Source organism: Arthrobacter sp. zg-Y916 (assembly GCF_020907385.1).
Taxonomy (GTDB): domain Bacteria; phylum Actinomycetota; class Actinomycetes; order Actinomycetales; family Micrococcaceae; genus Arthrobacter_B; species Arthrobacter_B caoxuetaonis.
This window is the reverse complement of the sequence record NZ_JAJJOD010000001.1, coordinates 285,807-307,463: the sequence shown is the minus strand read 5'-3', so window position 1 is coordinate 307,463 and position 21,657 is coordinate 285,807. Positions and strand designations below refer to the sequence as shown.

At 65.7% G+C, this 21,657-nt stretch carries 24 protein-coding genes; 2 read left to right on the top strand and 22 right to left on the bottom strand.

Annotated features, from left to right (window positions below; all coding sequences use genetic code 11):
- Positions 1-13: 13 nt before the first annotated feature.
- From LOC59_RS01470 to LOC59_RS01435, 8 genes are all read right to left on the bottom strand, one after another.
- Positions 14-298 carry an HU family DNA-binding protein gene (locus LOC59_RS01470; protein ID WP_227893995.1) on the bottom strand — a complete coding sequence of 95 codons (285 nt, stop codon included), beginning with the start codon at positions 296-298 and terminating at the stop codon, positions 14-16.
- A 237-nt stretch (positions 299-535) separates the two neighbouring features.
- Positions 536-841, bottom strand: coding sequence for a 30S ribosomal protein S14 (rpsN, locus tag LOC59_RS01465; RefSeq protein WP_227893994.1), 306 nt, complete (start codon positions 839-841; stop codon positions 536-538).
- A 2-nt stretch (positions 842-843) separates the two neighbouring features.
- Positions 844-1,011 (bottom strand): 50S ribosomal protein L33, encoded by a 168-nt coding sequence (rpmG, locus tag LOC59_RS01460; RefSeq protein WP_013602737.1) that lies wholly within the window; start codon positions 1,009-1,011, stop codon positions 844-846.
- Positions 1,011-1,247: a 50S ribosomal protein L28 gene (gene rpmB / locus LOC59_RS01455; protein WP_055239037.1), complete on the bottom strand. Its 237-nt coding sequence runs from the start codon at positions 1,245-1,247 to the stop codon at positions 1,011-1,013. Before rpmB ends, rpmG begins: the two co-directional genes overlap by 1 nt.
- A 368-nt stretch (positions 1,248-1,615) precedes the next feature.
- Positions 1,616-2,758: a glucose-1-phosphate adenylyltransferase family protein gene (locus LOC59_RS01450; protein ID WP_229970336.1), complete on the bottom strand. Its 1,143-nt coding sequence runs from the start codon at positions 2,756-2,758 to the stop codon at positions 1,616-1,618.
- The gene (locus LOC59_RS01445; protein ID WP_227893992.1) at positions 2,759-3,265 is read right to left on the bottom strand and encodes a MarR family winged helix-turn-helix transcriptional regulator; all 507 of its coding nucleotides are present in this window, start codon (positions 3,263-3,265) and stop codon (positions 2,759-2,761) included. It lies immediately after the preceding gene.
- A gap of 112 nt (positions 3,266-3,377) precedes the next feature.
- Complete coding sequence (locus tag LOC59_RS01440) at positions 3,378-4,958, bottom strand: MFS transporter (protein ID WP_229970333.1); 1,581 nt, start codon at positions 4,956-4,958, stop codon at positions 3,378-3,380.
- Between the two features lie 233 nt (positions 4,959-5,191).
- Positions 5,192-5,965 carry an SGNH/GDSL hydrolase family protein gene (locus LOC59_RS01435; protein WP_227893990.1) on the bottom strand — a complete coding sequence of 258 codons (774 nt, stop codon included), beginning with the start codon at positions 5,963-5,965 and terminating at the stop codon, positions 5,192-5,194.
- 100 nt (positions 5,966-6,065) lie between these two features.
- On the opposite strand from LOC59_RS01435, the gene LOC59_RS01430 reads away from it, so the two are divergent.
- Positions 6,066-7,052, top strand: a complete 987-nt coding sequence (locus tag LOC59_RS01430; RefSeq protein ID WP_229970331.1) for a diacylglycerol/lipid kinase family protein — start codon at positions 6,066-6,068, stop codon at positions 7,050-7,052.
- A 102-nt stretch (positions 7,053-7,154) separates the two neighbouring features.
- Here LOC59_RS01430 and LOC59_RS01425 read toward each other — a convergent pair whose 3' ends face one another.
- From LOC59_RS01425 to LOC59_RS01400, 6 genes are all read right to left on the bottom strand, one after another.
- Positions 7,155-7,955: a M23 family metallopeptidase gene (locus tag LOC59_RS01425; protein WP_227893988.1), complete on the bottom strand. Its 801-nt coding sequence runs from the start codon at positions 7,953-7,955 to the stop codon at positions 7,155-7,157.
- Positions 7,956-8,245: 290 nt separating this feature from the next.
- Positions 8,246-9,325, bottom strand: a complete 1,080-nt coding sequence (locus LOC59_RS01420) for a siderophore-interacting protein (protein WP_442860558.1) — start codon at positions 9,323-9,325, stop codon at positions 8,246-8,248.
- Entirely contained in the window at positions 9,322-10,215 is an 894-nt protein-coding gene (locus LOC59_RS01415; RefSeq protein ID WP_229970329.1) for an ABC transporter ATP-binding protein, read from the bottom strand. The genes LOC59_RS01420 and LOC59_RS01415 overlap by 4 nt, the downstream gene beginning before the upstream one ends.
- Positions 10,216-10,217: 2 nt before the next feature.
- Positions 10,218-11,159, bottom strand: a complete 942-nt coding sequence (locus tag LOC59_RS01410; protein ID WP_227915728.1) for a FecCD family ABC transporter permease — start codon at positions 11,157-11,159, stop codon at positions 10,218-10,220.
- Positions 11,160-11,272: 113 nt separating this feature from the next.
- Complete coding sequence (locus tag LOC59_RS01405; RefSeq protein WP_229970327.1) at positions 11,273-12,331, bottom strand: FecCD family ABC transporter permease; 1,059 nt, start codon at positions 12,329-12,331, stop codon at positions 11,273-11,275.
- Between the two features lie 110 nt (positions 12,332-12,441).
- Complete coding sequence (locus LOC59_RS01400; protein ID WP_229970325.1) at positions 12,442-13,497, bottom strand: glutathione S-transferase family protein; 1,056 nt, start codon at positions 13,495-13,497, stop codon at positions 12,442-12,444.
- A gap of 133 nt (positions 13,498-13,630) precedes the next feature.
- On the opposite strand from LOC59_RS01400, the gene LOC59_RS01395 reads away from it, so the two are divergent.
- Entirely contained in the window at positions 13,631-14,668 is a 1,038-nt protein-coding gene (locus LOC59_RS01395) for an NAD-dependent epimerase/dehydratase family protein (protein WP_229970324.1), read from the top strand.
- Positions 14,669-14,716: 48 nt separating this feature from the next.
- Here LOC59_RS01395 and LOC59_RS01390 read toward each other — a convergent pair whose 3' ends face one another.
- The 8 genes from LOC59_RS01390 to LOC59_RS01355 form a co-directional block, all read right to left on the bottom strand.
- On the bottom strand, positions 14,717-15,787 hold the full coding sequence (locus LOC59_RS01390) for a YihY/virulence factor BrkB family protein (RefSeq protein WP_229970322.1): 1,071 nt from the start codon (positions 15,785-15,787) through the stop codon (positions 14,717-14,719).
- A 76-nt stretch (positions 15,788-15,863) separates the two neighbouring features.
- The gene (locus tag LOC59_RS01385; RefSeq protein WP_229970320.1) at positions 15,864-16,250 is read right to left on the bottom strand and encodes a PRC-barrel domain-containing protein; all 387 of its coding nucleotides are present in this window, start codon (positions 16,248-16,250) and stop codon (positions 15,864-15,866) included.
- A 32-nt stretch (positions 16,251-16,282) separates the two neighbouring features.
- A complete protein-coding gene (locus LOC59_RS01380) occupies positions 16,283-17,509 on the bottom strand; it encodes a mechanosensitive ion channel family protein (protein ID WP_229970318.1) in 1,227 nt (408 codons plus the stop codon).
- Positions 17,510-17,612: 103 nt separating this feature from the next.
- Positions 17,613-18,659, bottom strand: coding sequence for an iron-siderophore ABC transporter substrate-binding protein (locus LOC59_RS01375; RefSeq protein WP_229970316.1), 1,047 nt, complete (start codon positions 18,657-18,659; stop codon positions 17,613-17,615).
- Positions 18,660-18,797: 138 nt separating this feature from the next.
- Positions 18,798-20,033, bottom strand: coding sequence for an NAD(P)/FAD-dependent oxidoreductase (locus tag LOC59_RS01370; protein WP_229970314.1), 1,236 nt, complete (start codon positions 20,031-20,033; stop codon positions 18,798-18,800).
- Positions 20,034-20,035: 2 nt separating this feature from the next.
- On the bottom strand, positions 20,036-20,380 hold the full coding sequence (locus LOC59_RS01365; protein ID WP_229970312.1) for a bifunctional 3-phenylpropionate/cinnamic acid dioxygenase ferredoxin subunit: 345 nt from the start codon (positions 20,378-20,380) through the stop codon (positions 20,036-20,038).
- Between the two features lie 48 nt (positions 20,381-20,428).
- Entirely contained in the window at positions 20,429-20,878 is a 450-nt protein-coding gene (locus tag LOC59_RS01360; RefSeq protein ID WP_229970310.1) for a MarR family transcriptional regulator, read from the bottom strand.
- Between the two features lie 85 nt (positions 20,879-20,963).
- Positions 20,964-21,614 (bottom strand): TIGR03085 family metal-binding protein, encoded by a 651-nt coding sequence (locus LOC59_RS01355; RefSeq protein WP_229970308.1) that lies wholly within the window; start codon positions 21,612-21,614, stop codon positions 20,964-20,966.
- Positions 21,615-21,657 lie beyond the last annotated feature (43 nt).

Genomic DNA, 21,657 nt, shown 5'->3' with positions numbered 1-21,657 from the left:
AAATGCGAAAGTACTACTTCTTGGCGACAGCAGCCTTCAGCTTCGAGCCAGCCGTCAGCTTGACGCTGTGGCCGGCCGGGATCTGGAGGGTTTCGCCGGTCTGCGGGTTGCGGCCCTGGCGAGCGGCGCGGTCGGTGCGCTCAACAGCGAGCCAGCCCGGGATGGTGATCTTCTCGCCGTTGGCAACGGAAGTGGCGAAGATGTCGAAGACAGCATCGAGCACGCCGTTGACGGCGGTCTGGCTGTTGCCGGACTTCTCTGCGACAGCGGCAACAAGTTCACTGCGGTTCATAGCCAATTTATGTCCTCCTGGACTCAGGTGTTTAGCGCGAGCGGTTCACGGATGCGAAACCGCCTCTGTTCGAAAACTTACCAGCTACGACACCCATCGCAGGGAGAAAACCGCGGGTTTTCGGGCTTTTTTCGGGATTTTTCGGCCAGAAGGGCAACTTTGGGCGGCTCACTTGGCCCGACAAACGCAAAAAGGGCGGCAACCGGGAAGGTTGCCGCCCTTTTCAGGCGTGGAAAGCAGTGCTTACCAGCTGGACTTCTTGATGCCGGGCAGTTCGCCGGCGTGAGCCATATTGCGGAAACGCACGCGGGAGATACCGAACTTCTGGAGGGTACCCCGGGGGCGGCCGTCGATCTGGTCGCGGTTGCGCAGGCGGACCGGGGAAGCGTTGCGGGGCAGCTTCTGCAGGCCGAGGCGTGCAGCTTCCCGCGCTTCGTCGGTCGCGTTGGGATCGACCAGGGTCTTCTTCAGTTCGAGGCGCTTGGCAGCGTAGCGCTCAACAACAACCTTGCGCTGCTCGTTGCGGGCAATCTTGGACTTCTTTGCCATTCTTAGCGCTCCTCACGGAATTCGACGTGCTGGCGGATCTTCGGGTCGTACTTCTTCAGGACCATGCGGTCCGGGTCGTTACGACGGTTCTTGCGGGTCACGTAGGTGTACCCGGTGCCGGCGGTCGACTTGAGCTTGATGATCGGACGAACGTCCTTATCCTTAGCCACTAGAGCTTCACACCCTTCGCGAGGAGTTCGGTGACGACTGCGTCAATGCCGCGGACGTCGATCGTCTTGATGCCGCGGGCCGAAACCTGCAGCGTCACGTTACGGCGCAGGGACGGAACCCAGTAGCGCTTCTTCTGAATATTCGGGTCGAACCGGCGCTTGTTGCGACGGTGCGAGTGCGAAATGCTGTGACCAAAGCCGGGAACAGCTCCGGTTACCTGGCAGTAAGCTGCCATGATCTCTCCTCCAGTTGTAGTAAATATGACGGTCCTCAGAAAACAAGCACCAGGCGATGCCGCCATGGCACCTGCAATAAAGAGCGTCCCGCCACCAGTTTTGACACCGTTATTACTGCGACTTTCCGGAGGTTGACCTGGCGGGGTGAGATCCAGCCGAAGTGCCTCGCCGCGGGGAAGACGGTGAAGTTCGGGCAGCCATAGCAGTAATCCGCTGTGACAGCCTTCAATTCTAGGTTTATACGGGCGGCCACGCAAATGCCCTGGTCCGTACCCTTGCGGGGCCAAACCAGATCATGGGCGCGGCTTAACGCCTTCCTATCCTAGACGTTTCGCGCCCCTGATCCAAACCGGGGCAGGGACCATTCTCAGTCCGAGGGCTTCTCCAGCGCACCTGCCGAAGTGACGACGGCAATCCCCGTCTCCGGGTCCTCTTCCGCGCCGTCCAAATTGGTGGCGCCACCAATGACGGCCCCCGAATCCACGACCATGTTCCGCAGCCGGGCACCGCTGCTGACGTGCACGCCGTCGAGCAGGACACACCCGTGCACCTCGGCACCGGCCTCAATCCGGCAGTCGGGCCCGACGACGGACCGGGACACAGTGCCTTCCACCCGTGAGCCGGGGGCCAGGAGGCTGGTCTCCACGCTGGCAGCGGCTCCGACGAAGGCAGGAAGCCGGCGGGGAGTCGCGGTGAGGATCGGCCACGCCGGATCGTCGAAGACCATGCCGTGCCCGTCCAGCAGGTCCATGTGGGCCTGGTGGTAGCTTTGCGGCGTTCCCATGTCCCGCCAGTACCCGGGCAGCCGGTGCTCCACGACCTTTTGTGTTTCCACGAGGTACGGAAGCAGCTGGTCTCCGTAGTCCTCCAGCTGCCCGTCCCGTTCGACCAGCTCATCCAGGCTGCGCAGCAGCACTTCGGCGTCGTAGAGGAAGATCTCCGCCGCGATCAGATCGCTCTTGGGATTCTCCGGCTTGTACTGGAACCCGGTGACCACACCGCCGCTGGTTTCCACCACACCATGCTCAGTGGGATCATGGCGGATCTGGTGTGTCACCACTGTCAGGGCCGCATCCGCTTCGGTGTGGGTTGCCACGACGTCCCGGTAGTCCAGCCGGTAGAGATGGTCGGCGCTTAGCACCAGGACCAGGTCCGGGTTGTACTCGCGGATGTAGTCCGCCTGGCGGTAGAGGGCGTCGGCATTGCCCTCCGCGAAGCCTTCACCCTCCGATCCCTGGTACGGAGGCAGCACCCGCATCCCGCCGTTGGTCCTGTCCAGGTCCCACGGCCTGCCGCTGACCAGATGGTCATTCAGCGACTTGGGTTCGTACTGTTCCACGATCCAGACATCGGGAAACCCGGAATTGTGCAGGTTGGAGAGCGGGATGTCGATTAGCCGGTAGGATCCGCCGACCGGCATGGCGGGCTTGGCGCGGGTCTCAGTGAGGCTGCCGAGCCGGCCGCCGGAACCTCCGGCAAGGATGATGGTCAGTATCCTGGGCTGGCGCATTCAGGCTCCTTCGGTCGGGGCGCCCGGACGAGCCGCGGCGGGGTCGAGCAGGGTCAGGATTTTGTTGCCGACCCGGGCGAGGTCGGCCACGTCTTGATCGTCCAGGACATCGAACACAGCCTTCCGGACGGATTCCACATGCCCGGGCGCCAGGTCCACGAGGGCGGCCATGCCTTCGTCGGTGATCGCCGCCGTCGTGACCCGTGCGTCCGTGGTTGACGGGGACCGGCGCATCCAGCCCCGCTGTTCCAGTTTCTTCACCACATGCGAGAGCCTTGAGAGCGAGGCATTCGAATAGGCTGCCAGTTCGCTCATGGCCAGCTGCCGGTCCGGAGACTCCGAGGTCATGGCGAGCACGTGGTAGTCGAACAGGGTGATCCGCGCCCGGCGGAACAGGTCCGCGTCAAGGGTCCCCGGCAGCCGGGTGGCGACGGCGTAAAGCGCCAGCCATGCCTGCCGCTCTTCGGGAGTGAGCCAGCGGACGGAATCAGACTGCGGTTCGGTCATGGGCGCAATTCTCTCACGATGCTTGAGCCTTCAAGCCGGTCCCCCGGGGACAGATGCGGTTCGTCTCGGCGGAAACGAACCTCAGCTGTCCCCTCGGCGGCTGGGGACAGGGTCAGCGCACCGGTTCCGGATCGCCCGCCGGGTCCGGAGCCTGGTCGAACGGGAGGGCGTCCAGATCGAGCAGCGGATTCTCGTCCTGGGTCTCCACGAGTTCCCGGGCTTCCGCTTCCGTGGCGACGCTCGGCATGGAGCCCGGCATGGGCCGGTTCGCCGATTCCTTCATGATGCCGACGGCGACCGCTCCGATGGCCGACGTGGCCATCAGGTAGTACGCGGGCATCATGTCGTCGCCGCTGATTTCGATCAGGCCCTGCATGATCAGGGGTGCCGTGCCGCCGAAGATCGCCACGGCGAAGTTGTACGCGATACCCATCGCTCCATAGCGGCTGGCGGTGGGGAACAGGGCCGGAAGCGACGACGCCAGGTTAGCCACGTAGAACGTGACCGGGACAGCCAGCAGCGCCAGGCCAAGCAGGGTCGTCCAAATGGGTCCCTGGTCGATCAGCAGGAACGACGGGATGGCAAAGACAATGGTTGTTCCCGCTCCCATCCACAACACAGGACGGCGTCCGATCCGGTCCGAGAGACGTCCGGTCAGCGGAATGCACAGGGCCATGGCGACCAGCACGGGGATAGTCAGGAGGGTTCCGTGCACCGGGTCGTATCCCTTGGAATCCGTCAGGTACGACGGCATGTAGGAGGTCAGCGCGTAGCCGACGGTGTTGGCTGCGGCCACCAGGACCATGGCCAGCACGATAGGCCGCCAGTAGGCGCGGAAGATCCCGAAGGTGCCCAGTGCGGCGGCGTCCTTGTCCGCCTCTTTCCCCGCGGCGGAAGCAGCCTGCTCCTCTTGGGCATCGAGGGTGGCCTGGAACGCCGGCGATTCTTCAATCTTGAGACGGAAGTAAATGGCGATGGCCCCCAGCGGACCAGCAATGAGGAACGGGATGCGCCAGCCCCATTCGAGCATCGTTTCTTCGCTCAGGGTCAGCTGCAGCGTGGAAACGGTCAGGGCGCCCAGCGCGAATCCCATATAGCTGCCCAGGTCCAGGATGCTGGCGAGGAACCCGCGCCGCTTATCCGGCGCGTACTCCGAGACGAATGTGGTGGCGCCGGCATACTCGCCGCCGGTGCTGAAGCCCTGCAGCAGCTTCATGACGACCAGCAGCACGGGTGCGGCCATGCCGATCTGCGCGTAACCGGGCAGCAGGCCGATGGCAAAGGTTGAGGCGGCCATCAGGATCAGCGTTGCGGCGAGGGTCTTTTGGCGGCCCACACGGTCACCGATGCGGCCGAAGATCACACCGCCCAGTGGGCGGGCGAGGAACGTGGCAGCGAAGACGCCAAGGCTGAACAGCAGCTGCGACGCCGGGTCCGCGTCAGAAAGGAAGACGGCTCCCATGGTGACGGCCAGGTAGCCGTAAACACCAATATCGAACCATTCCATGGTGTTTCCGACTACGGTTCCGCCGACGGCCTTTTTCATCATTGAATGGTCGACGACGTTTACGTCTTCAACTTTCAGGCGGCGCTTCGTCAGTGGTTTACGCCTCGGCTTGCCGTGCGCCGACGGCGTTCCAGGCGCTGCCGTACCGGGCGGTGCAGCGCTGTGATCAGGTGCTTCTTGCGGCATTTGGGCCTTCTTCTCTAGAGGTCATCTGCTGTGGGCAATTGCATCCGATGCCAGGACTGGGCCCCGGCAGACCAACAAGTCTAGAAAAGAAGGACTGAAACTCCGAATCATAAGGGAGCTTATGGGGGGAATTGGGAAATGCGGAGCCCGCCCTTTCCCTGCAAATCCAGGGAAAGGTACTTTAGTGTGAAACCGGTCACATGTCCGGTCCGGGTGCCGCCGCTCCCCGCGGTTTAGGTCTCTGGAGTGATCTGCACCGGTGCGGGATACCTGGCGCTGAGGTTGTCCCCGGATGACACGCCCCGGAGCCTGCGTCCCACCCACGGACCGAGGTATTCCCGTGCCCAGCGGGCGTCATGCTTCAGCCGCTGGATCCGGTCACGTGCAGGAAGGGTATCCAGCTCCGGCACGTCCAGTCCGTCGCTGGCCCGGAGGACCTCAAGGACCTTCTTCGCCGTGAGGATGTGCCCAGCCGGAGACATGTGGAGGCGGTCCACGTCCCAGTACCTTTCGTCCTGCAGCACCTTCATGCGCCAGTAGTCCACCAGGATTGCCCCGTGGGCGTCCGCTGCCTCACGCACCAGCTCGTTGTACAGGGCCGTCCGCCCCCTGGTCCGGCCGAAGATCGGAGACTGGCCGGAATCGAAGCCGGTGAAGACGAGCACGGCGGCGCCTCCGGAACGAAGGCGTCCTATGGCGCTGTCATATGCCTGGACGATCGCGTCGATGTCGACCTTGGGCCGAAGGATGTCGTTGCCGCCCGCATAGATGCTCACCAAGGACGGTTCCAGCGCCAGGGCCGGTTCGATCTGCTCATCGATGACCTGCCGCAGCTTTTTTCCGCGGATAGCCAGGTTGGCATAGCTCCAGCCCGGATCCGCAAGCGTCAGCTGTTCAGCCACACGGTCCGCCCACCCCCGGACCCCGTTGGGCCGGGAGGGATCCCAGTCACCCACGCCTTCGGTAAAGGAATCGCCAAGTGCCACATATAGCCCGTTGTTAGTCACCAGCCCAGCCTACAAGCCGCTGCGCCCCGGGTTTTCGCCCGGGATGCCGCATCGCAGTTTAGACTCGGAGCCGGAACACTCCCGTCAATCGAAGGGCATCATGTCCAGCCACCCCGAGGCAGAAACGGCCCAGGCCCCATCAGCCGCTCTGCGCCGCGCCGCCGTCGTCATCAATCCCACGAAGAAGACCGAGGTGGATATCCGCGCCCTGGTGGAGCAAACCTGCCGTGATGAAGGCTGGGCGGAGCCGCTGTGGCTGGAAACCGAGGAAGACGACCCCGGGCACGGCATGGCCCGCCAGGCAATGGCGGAGGGGGCCGACGTCGTCATCGCCGCCGGAGGCGACGGCACCGTGCGCTGCGTGGCAGCCGAACTTGCCGGCACTGACACTCCCCTGGGCCTGCTTCCGATGGGCACCGGCAACCTGCTGGCACGCAACCTGGACGTCCCGGTCGATGATCCGGCCGGTGCCATCCGGACCGCGCTGACCGGGACCGAACGCCGGATCGACGTCGTCCATGTCAACGTTGACAAAGCCGTGGACAGCGACATCTTCCTGGTCATGGCCGGGCTGGGTTATGACGCCGTGATGATGGGAGACACCAACACCGCGTTGAAGGACCGCGTGGGATGGCTCGCCTACGTGGACGCGGGGATCCGCAACCTTCCGGGCAAGCCGGTGAAGACAATGATCTCCATTGACGGCGGCAAGCCTTTTGCCCGCCGGCTCCGCAGCATCATGGGCGGCAACTGCGGCAAGATCATGGGCGGCCTGGAGGTTTTTCCCGGGGCACGGATTGACGACGGGCTGCTCGACATCATGACCATGGCGCCCAAGGGCAGCTTCGGCTGGCTCTCCGTGGTTGCCGGACTCCTGCGCCGCGGAAAGGGGCGTGGAACAGCAGTCGAATACTTCCAGTGCAAGAGCGCCGAGATCTGGGCCGATGTTCCGCAGGACTTCGAGATGGACGGCGACCATCTGGGCAACGCGACCCATCTGGCGCTGCGCGTCGACCCGCGGGCACTGCGCATCCGCATGCCCTATGGCAAGAAGGACCCGGCTATCCTGACGAACCCCACGCCGTAACGGCTCGTCCCGTCCTCGGGTGGAAAGAGAGCACGGGAAAGAAAAGGAGCGCGGAGTTTCCCGAACTCCGCGCTCTTATCGCTCGTGCCGCAGCTCCCGGTGTCAGAGCCAGGCCATGGGATCCACGAACTCGCCGTGGATCATCACCTCGAAATGCAGGTGCGGACCGGTCGAGTTCCCGGTGCTTCCGATGCCGCCGATCACCTGCGCTTCATCCACCCACTGCCCGGGCTCCACCCAGATGTCGTTGAGGTGGTTGTAGGTCGTCTGGACGCCGTCTCCGTGGTCCACGACAATCCGCAGTCCACCGCCGCCGGTGGTGTGCCACCCGGCTTCCGTAACCGTGCCTCCGCGGGCAGATTTCACGGGGGTTCCGGTGACGCCGCTGAAGTCCGTACCGGTATGCCATTCCTGGCCGTAGCCGGTCATGGGATTGATCCTCCAGCCGAAGGGCGAGGTAACGATCAGCTCATCCACGGGCACGGGCTGCTTTTGGGGAGCCTCGCCTTCCACGGGTGCCGTCGAGCCGACCCCTTCGCCCTGTTCTCCGTTACCCCCGCCCTCGCCGGAGGACGGTTCCTCGGCCGGGACGGTGCTCACCAGCTGGCGCTCCACTGCCCCTTCCGGCGCAGTGACGACGGCTGCCTCCGCCACTCCGAAAACCATGCCGCTGAGCAGCAGGGAAGCGCCCGCGCCCAGGGCGGCCGTCTTTTGGGTCGGGGAGTCAATGTTGTTGGCTTTTACCCGCAGTTCCTCCGCCCGCCGCACAACGTCAGCCCAAAGGCTGTCCCAGACAGGGCGGACGTGCTTCCCCTTTGCCCGGGAATGGGCCACGGCGTCTTCAAGTCTCCGGCGGACAGAGTCAGCGAGGTTCCGAACGGTCTCGTTGACGTGCAAAGTCATTCAGTTCTCCACTGTGAATAGGCAACAGTTCTGTCGGTGCTTTGCTGCTGGAGAAGGGTGCGTCTATTGCGCTGCATACGAGTGACTTCATCCAGTTTAAGCGACAGGCTATTGACAGTGGGGGTTTAGTGTGAGAGTCAACAGAGGCAGGTGTTCCGGCTTACGTCCGGGATGCGGCGACACGGGCCACAAGGGCACCGGCCGCTATGGCCGGGCCACAACGGCACACTCCCCCCAACGGCACACGCCAGCAGAGACCGTCTGGTTTTGACCTGTTCCGGTCGTTCAGGTCAGGACAGCTCGGCGCGGCCCTGCCTCCAATAACCCATGAACGCCACCTGCTTGCGGTCGATTCCGGCGTCCTTGACCAGATAGCGCCGCAGGCCGCGGACAACCGCTGCTTCTCCGGCGATCCAGGCGTAGAACGGCAGGGCACCGGCAGGCGTATTGGGGCTCGGCGAATTCTCGAGTACCTCAGGTGCCAGCCGTGCAGGCGTCTCCCACAGGATGGCCGAATCGATGTCCACGTCCTCAGGTTCGAGTCCGCGGCCCGGGACCGCAGACGCCTGCGGGGCGCCGTCCGTTCCGCCGACACTCAGGTACCCGGGGACGGCAACGGCTTCCCTCACTGCTGTGTCGAGGAGCTCACCGTGCGGCCTGGTGCCGCGCGGGAGCCAGCTGACCTGGACCTTCGATGCGGTCCGGAGCGGCTGGATATCCGCGCCGTCCGGAACCTCGAGCAGCGCGTGGCCGGTGATGTCCTCAGGGAGATTTTCCAGGATCGAGGCAATGGCCGGCACAGCTGTCTCATCACCGGCCAGCAGCACGTGCTGGGCCAGTCCGGGCCGCCATTCGATCCCGCCGTAGGACTCAGCCGTGATGCAGTGCACGGCATGGGGGCCGATAACTGTCACACGGTCACCCGGCTTCGCGGCTGCCGCCCAGGAGGACGCCGGCCCTCCAACCCCCGCTTCGTCGAAATGCAGGACGAAGTCGACGTCGATCTGGGGGTCGGCTGCAGCGCACCGCGAGGCGCGGACCGTGTACGTCCGCATCGAGCCGCGCCGGCGGGGGTCCATGGCGAGCCAGCGCTGGTACCAGCCGGCGTCGTCGCAGCCGAATTCGGGCAGGTCCTGCCGTGTCCCGTCCTCCGCCAGCGGAGGAATGACGACTTTGATCCGCAGATCGTCGGCCGGTCCCTGCACGCCAAATTCCCGAAGGCATTCCCCGCCAAAGGTGATGCGCTGGAAGTTGGCGCTGATCCGCTGGACGGCACGGACCTCGACGTCGAAGGCCATGACCGCTGCATTCGCACCCTGGCGGCGGGGACGGACAGCGGTGCTGCCGTGGCTGGGACGGGTAACGCTCATGAAGCTGCCTCCAGGGGATTGCGGGTTGCCGGGCGTAAATCGTGCGGATTGGGCAGGTAACCGGCAGCCGGTGCCTTCGGAGCCGGTTCGCGGTACCGAAGGGAGTGGTGCCTGCCTACAGGGACCACCATGGGCGTGCCGGACACCGGGTCAGGAATGACCGAGGCTTCCAGCCCGAAAACGTTTCTAACCAGGTCGGCAGTGACGATGTCGGCCGGGTTGCCCTGCGCCGCGATCGTTCCATCCTTCATGGCGATGAGATGGTCTGCGTAGCGGGCGGCCAGGTTGAGGTCGTGCAGCACGATCACCACGGTGGTGCCGGCCCGCCTGTTCAAGTCCGTCACGACGTCCAGGACTTCGATTTGGTGCGTGACGTCAAGGAATGTTGTCGGCTCGTCAAGCAGGAGGATGTCCGTCTGCTGGGCCAGCGCCATGGCAATCCAGACCCGCTGGCGCTGCCCGCCGGACAATTCGTCCACGTTCCGGCCCGCCAGCCCGAGCGTTCCGGTGGCTTCGAGCGCTGCCGCAACGGCGTCGTCGTCTTCCTTGCTCCACTGCCGGAACCATCCCTGGTGCGGATAGCGGCCGCGGCCGACGAGGTCCGTAACCGTGATGCCCTCCGGGGCGTTGGGGGTCTGCGGCAGCAGGCCCACGGTGCGGGCAACTTCCTTGGTGGGAATCGTGCCGATATCGCGGCCGTTGAGGTGGACGACGCCGGAGGCGGGCTTGAGCAGGCGCGCGAGGCCGCGCAGCAGCGTCGACTTGCCGCAGGCATTGGCACCGACGATCACCGTGATCTGACCGGGCGGCAGTTCGACGGTCAGTCCGTCGACCACCAGCCGGTCCCCATAGGAGAGCACCAGGTCCTGTGCTCCCAGCTTGTTCTGCATTTTTAGCCTCCTCGGCCAACACGGTTGGAGCTGACCAGCAGCCACAGCAGGAAGGGTGCGCCCAGCGCACCGGTGATCACGCCCACGGGGAGGACGGTCCCCGGGATGAGGTTGTGGCCCGCGAAGTCTGCGGCCAGGAGGATCACGGCTCCGGTCAGCCCGGCGGCTGCCAGCGAAGCCCTGCCGCCGATGAGCCGGCGGGAGATCGGTCCGGCCAGGAACGCCACGAAGGCCACCGGGCCAGCTGCCGCGGTGGCTGCGGCGGCAAGGGCAACACCGGTGAAGAGCAGTCCGGCGCGGGTGCGTTCCACGGGCAGACCGAGCCCGGCGGCAAAGTCGTCGCCGAGTTCCAGGACCCGCAGGCGCCTGCCGAGCAGGGCAGCAGCCGGCAGCAGCACCACAAGGGCAAGCGCAACGATGCCGGCGCGTTCCCATGTAGCGGAGTTCAGCGAACCGGTCAGCCAGACCAGTGACTCAGCTGCGGTGCGTACATCGGTGCGGGTCAGCAGGAAGTTCACAACAGCTTGGAGCACAGCGGCGAACCCGATGCCGATCAGGACCAGCCGGGCCCCGGATGCGCCTCCGCTCCGGGTCAGCAGGTGCAGGGCCAGCGCAATGGCGGCGGCACCCAGCAGGGCGGCCAGCGAGACCGCTCCCCCGGTGGCGCCGAACGCCACCATGGCCGTCACCGCCGCGGCGGAGGCGCCGTAGCTGATGCCGATGATGTCCGGGCTGGCCAGCGGATTGCGCAGCATGGTCTGGAACAGGTGCCCCGAGACGCCGAATGCGGCGCCGATCAGGACGGCGGTCACGGCGCGCGGCAGCTTGCTTTCCAGCACGATGAAGGAAGCTCCGGGAATCCTCTCACCGCCCAGGATCCGCAGGAAGTCCGGGATGGTGACGGTGTAGCTGCCCAGCAGGACGCTGACGAAGAACAGCACCACGACGGCGCCGGCAAGGGCGGCGAGGACGGTGTTGCGGCGGCGTCCCGTGTGCCGGCGGGTGCGGCGGACCAGGTCGGCCCCTTCGCGGCGCTCCTCGGCGAGGACTGCGGGGTTCACAGTTCCGCCAGCTTCCGCCGCCGGATGATGGCAATGAAGACGGGGGCCCCGATGACCGCGGTCATGATGCCGACCGGGATTTCACCGGGAGGCAGGACCAGGCGGCCAACGACGTCGGAAACCAGCAGCAGCACCGGTGCCAGCACAGCCGAGAGCACGAGGATCCACCGGTAGTCGGGACCAACCAGGCCGCGGACCAGGTGCGGGATGACCAGGCCAAGGAAGGCAATGGGCCCTGCGGCGGCCGTTGCCGCGCCGCAGAGCAGGACCACGCCGACGGCCATGATGCCGCGTGAGGCATTGACTCGCTGGCCCAGGCCGCGTGCTACATCGTCGCCCAGGCTCAGTCCGTTGAGCGCCCGTCCGGACGCCAGCAGGATCACGGCACCGGCGGCAAGGAAGGGAGTCAGCGGAACGAGCACGTCCCAGCCGCGGCCGGAAACCGTGCCGACCTGCCAGAAGCGGAAGGTATCCAGGGTCTGCCGGCTGGTCACGAGGATCGCGGAGAGCAAACTGGTGAGTCCGGCGGTCAGGGCTGCACCCGCCAGCGCCAGTTTCACCGGGGTGGCACCTTCCCTGCCCAGCGCGGCGACGGAGTACACCACCAGGGCTGCCAGTGCCGTGCCGGCCAGCGCGAACCAGACATACCCGGTAAAAGAGGTGACGCCAAAAACGTAGATCGCGGTAACGACGGCGAAGGCAGCCCCTGCGTTCAGGCCCATGATGCCGGGGTCTGCCAGTGGATTGCGGGTCATCCCCTGCAGTGCGGTGCCCGCGAGCCCCAGCGCAGCGCCGACGAGCAGCGCCATGACGGTGCGCGGGAGTCGGCTCAGCACCACGGCATGGTCTCCGTTCGCTGCGTCCGGGCTGGTCAGTGCCTGCCAGACGGTGTCCAGGGACAGCGGCCGGGCGCCCAGGGCAACGGAGGCGAAGCACGCCAGGACCAGGACGAAGACACCGGCTGCAAGGAGTGCTGCGGGGCTGACCCGCCTGCTGTTTCGTGCCGGGGGCGCAGGAACGCTGACGGAGGTGCGGCTGACTGCCGTTGAGGTCACGGCGGCACCTCCTGGGGCGTGTGGAATCGGGCTAAAGTAAGGCTAGCCTACGGTGGGACATATTAAGAAACACTTGTATGCCGTATTAGCCCCGAAGACCTTCCGCTTGCCTACGCGGCCCCGTGGCCCGGGGTGACTTCCTCACCGGGACGAACCGGCCCCGGGGCGGTGCCGTTCCCGAAAGGGCGGCCGCCGAGCTCCTCGCGGCCGTGCGGCGTCAGCCAGACGGAGTTATCGGGTCCCGCCGGGACGATCTTCGTCGGATTGATGTCCTCATGCACGATGTAGTAGTGCTGCTTGATCTGCACGAAGTCCACGGTGTCGCCGAAGCCGGGCGTCTGGAACAGGTCCCTGGCATACCCCCACAGGGCGGGCATCTCGGTGAGCTTGTTCCGGTTGCACTTGAAGTGTCCGTGGTAGACGGCATCGAAGCGGACCAGCGTGGTAAACAGCCGGACATCGGCTTCGGTTATGGTGTCCCCCACCAGGTAGCGCTGCTTGGACAGGCGCTCTTCCAGCCAGTCCATGGCAGTCCACAGCCGCTCGTAGGCGGCGTCGTACGCTTCCTGCGAGCCGGCGAAACCGCAGCGGTAGACGCCGTTGTTCACCTCGGTGAAGACCCGCTTGTTGGTTTCGCGCATCTCCTCAAGGTGCTCGGCCGGCCACAGGTCCGGGGCGCCGTCACGGTGGAACTCGGTCCACTCGCTGCTGAAGTCCTCGGTGATCTGCGGGAAGTTGTTGGTGACGACGGCGCCGGTCGGGATATCAACGATGGCCGGAACGGTGATGCCCCGTGAGTACCCGGGAGTCCGGCGGAAGAAGGCTTCCTGCAGCCGCTCGATGCCGAGCACCGGGTCCTTGCCGTCCGGATCCAGGTCGAAAGTCCAGCTGCGCGAATCGTGGGTGGGGCCGGGCGTGCCGAGGGAGATGGCGTCTTCGAGGCCGAGGAGGCGGCGCACAATGATGGTGCGGTTCGCCCAGGGGCACGCGCGGGCTGCGATCAGCCGGTAGCGTCCAGCTTCGACCGGGTACCCGTCACGGCCGTCGCGGGTAATGCGCGTTTCGATGTAGTTGGTGTCCCGGGTGTACTCCTGCCCGCCGGACACGTAGGAGCCCTTGGTGCTGTAGTCGGCGCCGGTTTCAGCCTTCTGGGTTACATCCGCCATGATCGTTCCGTCCTCAAGCCGTGTGGTCGTCCTTCCACCCTAGCGCCCTGCCCGCGGCCGCTGCTTCGGCGGTAGAGTCGTGGACCAGACCCAAAACAGCACGCTGAGCTTGTGGAAGAAGGGAACTCTCCCGATGCGCGTAGCCGTCCTCGGAGCAACCGGAAATGTAGGCACCGCCGTCCTGCGCCGCCTGCAGGCCGCCCGCACGGAGCGGGGTGACGGATTGGAGATCGTCGGCGTCGCGCGCCGTACTCCGCTGCAGGCAACCGGTCCATACGAAGGCGTCGAGTGGCACAGCATCGATGTCGCTTCCAAAACCGGACGCGATGAACTGGCTGAGGCCCTGGCCGGCGTCGATTCGGTGGTCCATCTTGTCTGGGCCATCCAGCCCAACCGTGACGAAGCCGAACTGCACCGGATCAACGTCCGGGGCACGGAGAACATGCTCTCCGCCGTTGCCGAGGCGGGCGTGCACCAGGTGGTCTGCGCCTCCTCCGTCGGAGCCTACTCCCCCGCCCCGAAGGACAGGCTCACCGATGAGAGCTGGCCTGCGCGCGGCATTGCCACCTCGCATTACAGCCGGCACAAGGGCGAGCAGGAGGAGCTGCTCGACGAATTTGAGCGGCAGTACCCGGAGATCCGCGTTGCCCGGCTGCGCCCGGGCCTGATCTTCCAGTCCGACGCCGGCAGCGAGATTGGCCGCTACTTCCTGGGTCCGCTGATTCCGCGGTCCATCCTCAACAAGCTGAGCCTGCCGCTGATCCCGCTTCCGGAAGAGTTCTCCTTCCAGATAGTCCACGCCGACGACATTGCCGATGCGTACTGGCGCGTCATCGACCAGCGGGCTGAAGGTGCCTTCAACATTGCCGCGGATCCGGTCATCACCCCCGAACTCCTCGCGGGCATGCTCGGGGCGCGGCGGATCATCAATGTCCCGGTGCGCGTGATCCGGGCCTTGGTGGGAATCACCTGGGCAGCCGGGCTGCAGGCCACGGATCCGGGCTGGATCGACATGGCAGCGGGCGCTCCGCTGATGGATACCAGCCGGGCACGGGATCTCCTTGGCTGGGAGCCCAAGCGGTCTTCGCTGCGGGCCTTTCAGGATGTCCTGGACGGACTCAGTGAGCAGGCCGGGGTTCCGGCCTCACCGCTGCTGGGCCCCGGGAGGTAGCAGCGGCGCCTTCCGTCCTTCTCCGGCGGTCAAGGACGGGAGGCTGCACTACAGCTCGTCGTCGAAATCCTTGCCCGCATGCTGCTGGCGAAGCTCGCGTCCCTTTTCGACGTCTTTCACTTCCTGTTCGGCACGCTTGTCGATCTGGCGTGTGTCGCGCGGCGGCAGCTGGATGGAGTGCTCCGCCTGGATGCCGGCCTGGAGCTCCCGGCCGCGTTCCACCTCGGCGTCGAACTCCGCGCCGAACAGCAACGAAATGTTGGCGAGCCAGATCCACAGCAGGAGCACGATCACGCCGCCGATCGCTCCGTAGGTTGCGTTGTAGCTGCCGAAGTTTCCTACGTAGAACGCGAAGCCCAGCGTGGAAATAGCCAGGACGACCAGGGCCAGGAAGCCGCCCATGCTCATCCAGCGGAACTTGGGCTGCTTCACGTTAGGGGTGGCGTAGTACAGAAGCGCGATGAGCACGACCGCGAAGATGACCATCACCGGCCATTTGGCGATGTTCCAGACGAGCACGGCTTCGCTGCCCATTCCGATGAAGTTGCCGATCGTCTCCGCTACCGGACCGCTCACCACCAGCATGATCAGCAGGCTGGCCGCCAGGAGGATCATGATCAGGGTTACGAGCAGCTGCAGCGGGCGCAGCTTCCAGATCGGGCGCCCCTCTTCGACCTCGTAGATCCGGTTCATGGACCGGCCGAAAGCACCAACGTAACCGGACGCGGACCACAGGGCGCCGGCAATGCCGACGAAGAGCGCCAGGCCCGCACCCCGGGAAGAAGTCAGCTGCTCGATCGGGCCCTTCAGCACTTCCACGGCTTCCTCCGGGGCGAAACCGCCCAGGTACTCCAGCATCGCGTCGGTGGTGGTCTCTGCCTGGCCCACCAGCCCGAGGATCGAGACCATGGCCAGCAGCCCCGGGAAAAGGGACAGGACTGTGTAATAGGTCAGCGCCGCAGCCAGGTCGGTGCACTGGTCCTTGGAGAACTCGCGCACGGTCTTGCGGAAGATGAACTTCCAGCTGGGCTTGGTGACCTCGGTCGGATTGTCCGGCTTGGACGCCGTACTCAGTGATCCGCCCTCCTGGCGGTCCGCGTCGTTGTCCTGCTGAGCCATGGGCCCTCCTGGCTGGTTGAATCCCGGATGTCCATCGTATTGCTAAGCAGGCTTACGTCCAACCCGGCCCGCCGGGTCACCAGGACTTGTAATAGTCCTCCAGCTGCGCTTCTTCTTCCGGTGTCAGCGCGCCGCCGTGGTCCATGTCGGGGGAATCCTCGATGGCCTTGCGGGAGTAGTTCACGTACAGATCGTCATCATCCCGCCGCGAGCCGGTGAGCGGCACGAAGTACTGCCGGCCCTCAAACAACCCCAGCGCCACCGTGATCCAGGCCGGCTGGCCCGTGGCGCGGTCCAGGTGGACGTTGCCCACCAGGCCCAGCCGCTCGCCGTCCTTCGCCCAAACGTTCGAGCCCTGCAATTCGTGGATCACGTACTGGTCGGCCATGGTCCTGGTTCCTTCCATCGTGGTGCGTGGCTTCTGCTCGTCCGGCGCCTTGGCGGGCGGCGGAGTGGATATCATTCCAGCCTGAATGCCCCCCGGCTTGTCAACACCTAGCGTTCCACCCGCTCGTCGCGGTCCTCCCACGCCTCCTGCCCGGGGCCGGCAAAGCTGCGGTTCCGTTCCACGGCGTCGATACTGCCAGTGAACAGCTGCGATGTGCTGGTATCTTCCGGGGCTCCGCTGCGGCGGCGCCGCCGCTGGTGTCCGGAAAGCTCCCGCACGCCGCCCTCCAGCGCCTCGAAGCGCTGGCGCGGAAGGGCGGCCGGATGGTTCTGCTGCAGGAAGGAAACCATTGATTCCCGCACCAGGCAGCGCAGGTCGAACAGCGTTCCGCTGTCCGGCGCGGAAACCAGGATCCGGACCCGGACCAGCCCCTTGATGGCGTCGGTGATCTGCAGCACCCCGGTCCGTCCGTCCCACAGGTCCGTCCCGGCCAGGACACGCTTGAGCTCGGAGCGGAGTTCTCCGATTGGCGCATCCCAGTCCAGATCGAGTTCCACGGTGCCCAGGATCGCCGACTGCGTGCGCGTCCAGTTTTCGAAGGGGGTCGACGTGAAGTAGGTCGAGGGCAGGATGAGCCGGCGGTCATCCCAGATATGCACCACGACGTAGGTCATGGTGATTTCTTCGATGGTCCCCCACTGGCCTTCCACGACCACCACGTCATCCACCCGGATAGCGTCGGTGAAGGCAAGCTGCAGGCCTGCGAAGACGTTGCCGAGGGTGCTCTGCACTGCAAGGCCGGCAACGATTGAGAGGAGACCGGCGGAGGCCAGCAGGCCGGCACCGAGCGCGCGGACTTCCTCGATGGTGAGCAGGACGCACGCGACGGCAACGGTGATGACCAGCGCGACGGCGACGCGGCGGCCCAGGATCACCTGGGTCTTCAGGCGGCGCACGCGGCGGTTGTCCTTGGTGTCAGTGTCGTACTTGGTCAGGATGATCGCCTCGACGATCAGCAGGGTGACGACGGCGAGCCACGCCAGGGCAGCGATCAGCCCGATCACCAGCACGTAATCCACCGTCTTGTACCAGGACTCTGCCCGTGCGGTGGCGCCGAGGGCGATCCGGGTACCGATCAGTGCCAGGACCAAACGCAGCGGGTTCCGCCCGAGGGCAGTCACATCCCGGATATGGGGGACTTTGCGGAACAGCCGCGTTGCAGAGCCGCGGACAATCCGAGCCGCGATCAGCGCGGCGGCCACTGCAATGACGACGGCGATCAGCGGGCGAATCGGTTCAAGGGCGTCGAAGAATTCCTGCATGGAGCCGATCATGGCAAACCTCCCCGGGGTCCTGTCCAATTCTGTGATCTGGGTCTTTAACGCCGAAGTGCCCCTCCGGTACGGCGTGGAGGGGCACTTGGAAACGTGCAGCGGCCTACTTGACCTGTGCTGCAGCCTCCCCGAGCAGGGGAACGAAGTTATCCAGGGCGTAGGGGATGCTCAGCACGTTGGCTGCCGAGATGGACAGCGTCAGCGTGTTGTCAGAATCAGCGACAAGCCCTCCGTTTTTGAGCGCAGGAATCTGGCTCAGCAGCGGATCGGCGGTGATGGCTTCCTTGGCGGCGTCATCGGCAACCCAGCTCACGAAGAGGTCCGCCTCCAGCTCATTGGCGCGCTCCGGCGACCAGGTCAGGTAGAAGGCATCCTCAGGGGCGTTTTCATCCACGATCGGCGCCTGGACCATGCCCAGCTCCTTCAGGAACTTGGGCCGGTTATCACCCGAGGTGTAGATGGAAATCTGGTCGGCACCGGCGGTCGTGTCCAAGTTGCCGTAAATGAAGCTGGTCCCGGCGAGATCGGGGTACTCGGCGGCCTTGTCGGCAATCGCCTTTTCGGTGTCCTCCACCAGCTGGGCTGCTTCGTCGCTCTTGCCGAGCGCTTTCCCGATCATCGCTGCCGAATCCTGCCAGGACGTGTAGTACGGCGTCTCGGGGTAGGCGACGACGGGCGCAATCGCAGTGAGCTTCTCGTACTCTTCTTCGGTGATGCCTGAGTATGCGGCCAGGATCACGTCCGGAGTGGTGGCAGCGATCTCGTCGAAGTTGATGCCGTCGGTCTCGGAGTACTGGACGGGTGCGTCTTCAGAGCCAATGGGAGCGCCGAGCTCCTCGAGCGCGTCGTCGATCCACGGCGTCGTGCCGTTTTCATTCCCGCCCCACTCGTACAGCGGCATGCCAACGGGCACGACGCCGAGTGCCAGGGCCGTGTCCGTGTTCACCCAGGAAACGGTTGCCACGCGCTCCGGAGCGGATTCGATGGTCGTTTCACCGAAAGCGTGCTCGATGGTGACCGGGAACTGGTCACTGGAGCCGGCGGTGCTTTCGGTGCCCGTCTCCGACGTGGAACCGGTGGAGCAGGCAGACAGGGACAGCACGGCGACGGCGGCGGCGGCCGCCAAGCTGCGCATGCGGGACAGGGCCATTTGGGCTCCTTGATGTTGCAGTATTGGACGGGAAGTGCCGGACTTTTTCCCGGCAAAGTAAGGCTAACCTACGGGCGCCCTAAATACGCAACGCAGATGTGCCCTAATCCACGTATGACGTCTGCCATGGCGTGCTGGTCAGCGGCGGGACCGGGCCAGGCGCCGCAGGTCGGTGGCCGGGTCGGCGAGTTCGAGCGGATCCACGGGTGTGCCAAGCGCAATCAGGCGGCGTGCGGCGCGAAGGGCCTGGCCGGCGTCGATCCCTGCAGCGCCGGCCAGTGCGCCGGCCGGTGAGATCTGGAAGACAACGTAACCCGGGCCGGGGATTCCGCGGCGCACGGTTGTGCCTTTCCCGTTCAGGCTGCCCACGGCTTCAGCGTGCACACCATAGCGGTCGGTCCAGAACCACGGCACGGCATCAGCTTCCGGCTCCTGCCCCAGGATGCCTGCGGCGGCAGCCTGGCCCGAACGGACGGCCGCATCCCAGTGCTCGTTCCTGCGTTCCGGCATTCCGGCAGTCGTCCGGCGGACAGCGTCCCCGGCGGCGAAAACGCGCGGATGGCTGGTGCGGCCGCGGGCGTCGACGAGCACGCCGCCGTCTACCCTGATCCCGGCGGCCTCGGCGAGCGCAGTATCGGGTTCCATGCCGACGGCGGCAAGGACAGCGTCGGCCGCTGTCAGCGACCCGTCGTCCATGAGCACGGCCAGGCCCTCGTCCTCTTCCACGACGTCCACGGGGAGTCCTGTCCGGGTTTCGACCCCGGCGGCGGCATGCATTCCATGCAGGTGTGCGGCCAGTTCAGGGCCGAATGCCGGCACCAGCGGAACGGGCACCGGATCGATCAGCACGACGGCGGAACCCAGGGACACGGCGGTGGAGGCCACTTCCGCGCCGATCAGTCCTGCGCCGATGACGGCCAGCCGCTTGCCGGGGCCGAGCGTGGCCCGGAGGGCATCGGCGTCGTCCCGGTTACGCAGCGTTTGGACCAGCGAGGCGCCGGGGAAAAGCGGCTTGCGCGCTGTGCCTCCGGTGGCGAGCAGCAGGGCGTCGGCGTGCAGCAGGCCGCCTCCGGCCAAAGTGACGGTGCCGCTGTCCGGGGCAATCCGCTCGGCCGTGCCTGCAGTGATGCGCACGGAGTTCTCCTGGAACCAGTCCGGCCCGGCGAGGGCAAGGGCACCGCGGTCCAGGCTGCCGGCAAGGTACGCCTTGCTGAGCGGGGGCCTGTCGTAGGCCTCCCCCGATGGATCGATGAGGTCAATCGTCCCGTCAAAGCCCCGGCGGCGCAGTTCCGCGGCAGCGCTGAACCCAGCAGGGCCGGCGCCGATAATCAGCACGGACCGGGCGGCACCGGAACCCGAAGTGAAGTCCTCCACCGCTAGGAACCGGCGGGAGCGTCACCCGGGTGCAGGATGACGTCTCCATCAACGACTTCCACCCGGTGCGCCACCGCGTTCACGGTGGCCGGAAGGCACAGCGCCTGCCCCGTCTTGAGGCAGAAGCGGGCCGAATGCACCGGGCATTCCACCTCGCCGTCTTCAATCCAGCCTTCGGCCAGCGAAGCCTCTTCATGGGTGCAGGTGTCATTCAGGGCGTAGAAGTTGCCGTCGTCGCTGTGGAAGACGGCGATGTCGTCTGCCGTCCCCGCAACACGTGCGTCGACGGTAACTGCCTCGCCCTCACCGATTTCGTCTGCTGCCGCTACCCGGATGCCTTCACTCATGGATTCAACGTTACCGCGCAGCCGTGCACCTGCCGGCCGGCGGATTTCCTAGGAGGCTCCGGCCGTCCCGGCGATGCCGTACTGGCGGTTGCTCTCGAGTTCGGTGATCAGCATGATCAGTTCCTTCCGCAGGGCTGGACGGAGCTCGGCGGTGAGGCTTTGGCCCTCCAGCTTGATCGCGTTATCCAGAGCCACGCGGCCGCGCTCAGAGATCTCCACAGCGCGGCGGGGAGCATCTCCGGCCCCGTCGCCAAGTTCCTTCACGAGCCCCTGTTCGCGCATGCTCACGAGCGTCGTACCCAGTGTCTGCGCCGTAACGCGCAATCTTCGGGCCAGCTCCGCCCGCCGCATCGGCCCCGCATCGCGCAGGACCTTCAGCGCTGTGACACGCTCCTGGGTCAACCCCATGGCGCGCAGGCTGTTATCCATTTCGCGGCGCAGCATCCTCGCCGCCGTGGACAACAAGCGGATGGCTTCCCAGTCCCCCTCGTTCTGCATTTCCCTGGTCCCCCTGAGATAGCTTTACTTTGGCGTCTGAATACTCAGTATACTTACAATCCAAACCGCCACCGGGGGGAAGGTGTCAACCCTGGGGTCTGTTAGGGCTGGTGAAGCGTGCAAATGCCCGCTGTGCCTCGAAATCTCCAGCGATATCCACCCGGGCGTTTTTCCTGCGCCCCAGAGTGTGGAGGACCAGTTCAACGATCCCGCCGGAGACCGTCACGTACTTCTCTCCTGACCGGACCCGTGCCTGTTCCCCTGTTGGCAGTTCCAGGACGACGCCGACGGGGCTGCGCAGATAAAGGAGCTTAGCCATCACGGGAAGCCGGCGCCGCAGCTCGGCTTCCTCTCCGCGCGGCAGTTCACGGGGCGGAACGTCCCCGGCGCCGCGGCGGATGTCTTCGTGGTGCACCACGTATTCGATGAGGTTGGCTGCATCCCCGCCCCAGCCCACCGGCGACCAGGCCGCCGGTCCGGCCGCGAAGCGGTCAACCAGTGCACGGTACCCGGCGTCGGTGCGTGCTTCTTCGGCCAGGACCCCCAGTGCCTTCTCCCGGCCCGGAGGATCGCGCCGGAGGATATCCCCGACGAGCTTCCAGGGTTCCTGGTCCCGCAGGACCAGGTGGGCCAGCAGCCGCGAGACGTTCCATCCCCCGCACAGGGTGGGCGCGTCCGGGTCGGTGCCGTGAAGCGTCTGCACGAGTGCCTGCCGTTCGGTCTCCATCCAAGCCATGCCGGGTACCCTACCCGTTTCGGCGGCTGCGTCCACCCGCAGC

Bases quoted from the DNA above. Each gene is read 5' to 3' on its own strand.
- rpsN (WP_227893994.1), bottom strand. From the start codon at position 841: ATGGCAAAGAAGTCCAAGATTGCCCGCAACGAGCAGCGCAAGGTTGTT.
- rpmB (WP_055239037.1), bottom strand. From the start codon at position 1,247: ATGGCAGCTTACTGCCAGGTAACCGGAGCTGTTCCCGGCTTTGGTCAC.
- LOC59_RS01450 (WP_229970336.1), bottom strand. From the start codon at position 2,758: ATGCGCCAGCCCAGGATACTGACCATCATCCTTGCCGGAGGTTCCGGC.
- LOC59_RS01445 (WP_227893992.1), bottom strand. From the start codon at position 3,265: ATGACCGAACCGCAGTCTGATTCCGTCCGCTGGCTCACTCCCGAAGAG.
- LOC59_RS01440 (WP_229970333.1), bottom strand. From the start codon at position 4,958: ATGCCGCAAGAAGCACCTGATCACAGCGCTGCACCGCCCGGTACGGCA.
- LOC59_RS01430 (WP_229970331.1), top strand. From the start codon at position 6,066: ATGTCCAGCCACCCCGAGGCAGAAACGGCCCAGGCCCCATCAGCCGCT.
- LOC59_RS01425 (WP_227893988.1), bottom strand. From the start codon at position 7,955: ATGACTTTGCACGTCAACGAGACCGTTCGGAACCTCGCTGACTCTGTC.
- LOC59_RS01420 (WP_442860558.1), bottom strand. From the start codon at position 9,325: ATGAGCGTTACCCGTCCCAGCCACGGCAGCACCGCTGTCCGTCCCCGC.
- LOC59_RS01415 (WP_229970329.1), bottom strand. From the start codon at position 10,215: ATGCAGAACAAGCTGGGAGCACAGGACCTGGTGCTCTCCTATGGGGAC.
- LOC59_RS01400 (WP_229970325.1), bottom strand. From the start codon at position 13,497: ATGGCGGATGTAACCCAGAAGGCTGAAACCGGCGCCGACTACAGCACC.
- LOC59_RS01395 (WP_229970324.1), top strand. From the start codon at position 13,631: ATGCGCGTAGCCGTCCTCGGAGCAACCGGAAATGTAGGCACCGCCGTC.
- LOC59_RS01390 (WP_229970322.1), bottom strand. From the start codon at position 15,787: ATGGCTCAGCAGGACAACGACGCGGACCGCCAGGAGGGCGGATCACTG.
- LOC59_RS01385 (WP_229970320.1), bottom strand. From the start codon at position 16,250: ATGATATCCACTCCGCCGCCCGCCAAGGCGCCGGACGAGCAGAAGCCA.
- LOC59_RS01380 (WP_229970318.1), bottom strand. From the start codon at position 17,509: ATGATCGGCTCCATGCAGGAATTCTTCGACGCCCTTGAACCGATTCGC.
- LOC59_RS01375 (WP_229970316.1), bottom strand. From the start codon at position 18,659: ATGGCCCTGTCCCGCATGCGCAGCTTGGCGGCCGCCGCCGCCGTCGCC.
- LOC59_RS01365 (WP_229970312.1), bottom strand. From the start codon at position 20,380: ATGAGTGAAGGCATCCGGGTAGCGGCAGCAGACGAAATCGGTGAGGGC.
- LOC59_RS01360 (WP_229970310.1), bottom strand. From the start codon at position 20,878: ATGCAGAACGAGGGGGACTGGGAAGCCATCCGCTTGTTGTCCACGGCG.
- LOC59_RS01355 (WP_229970308.1), bottom strand. From the start codon at position 21,614: ATGGCTTGGATGGAGACCGAACGGCAGGCACTCGTGCAGACGCTTCAC.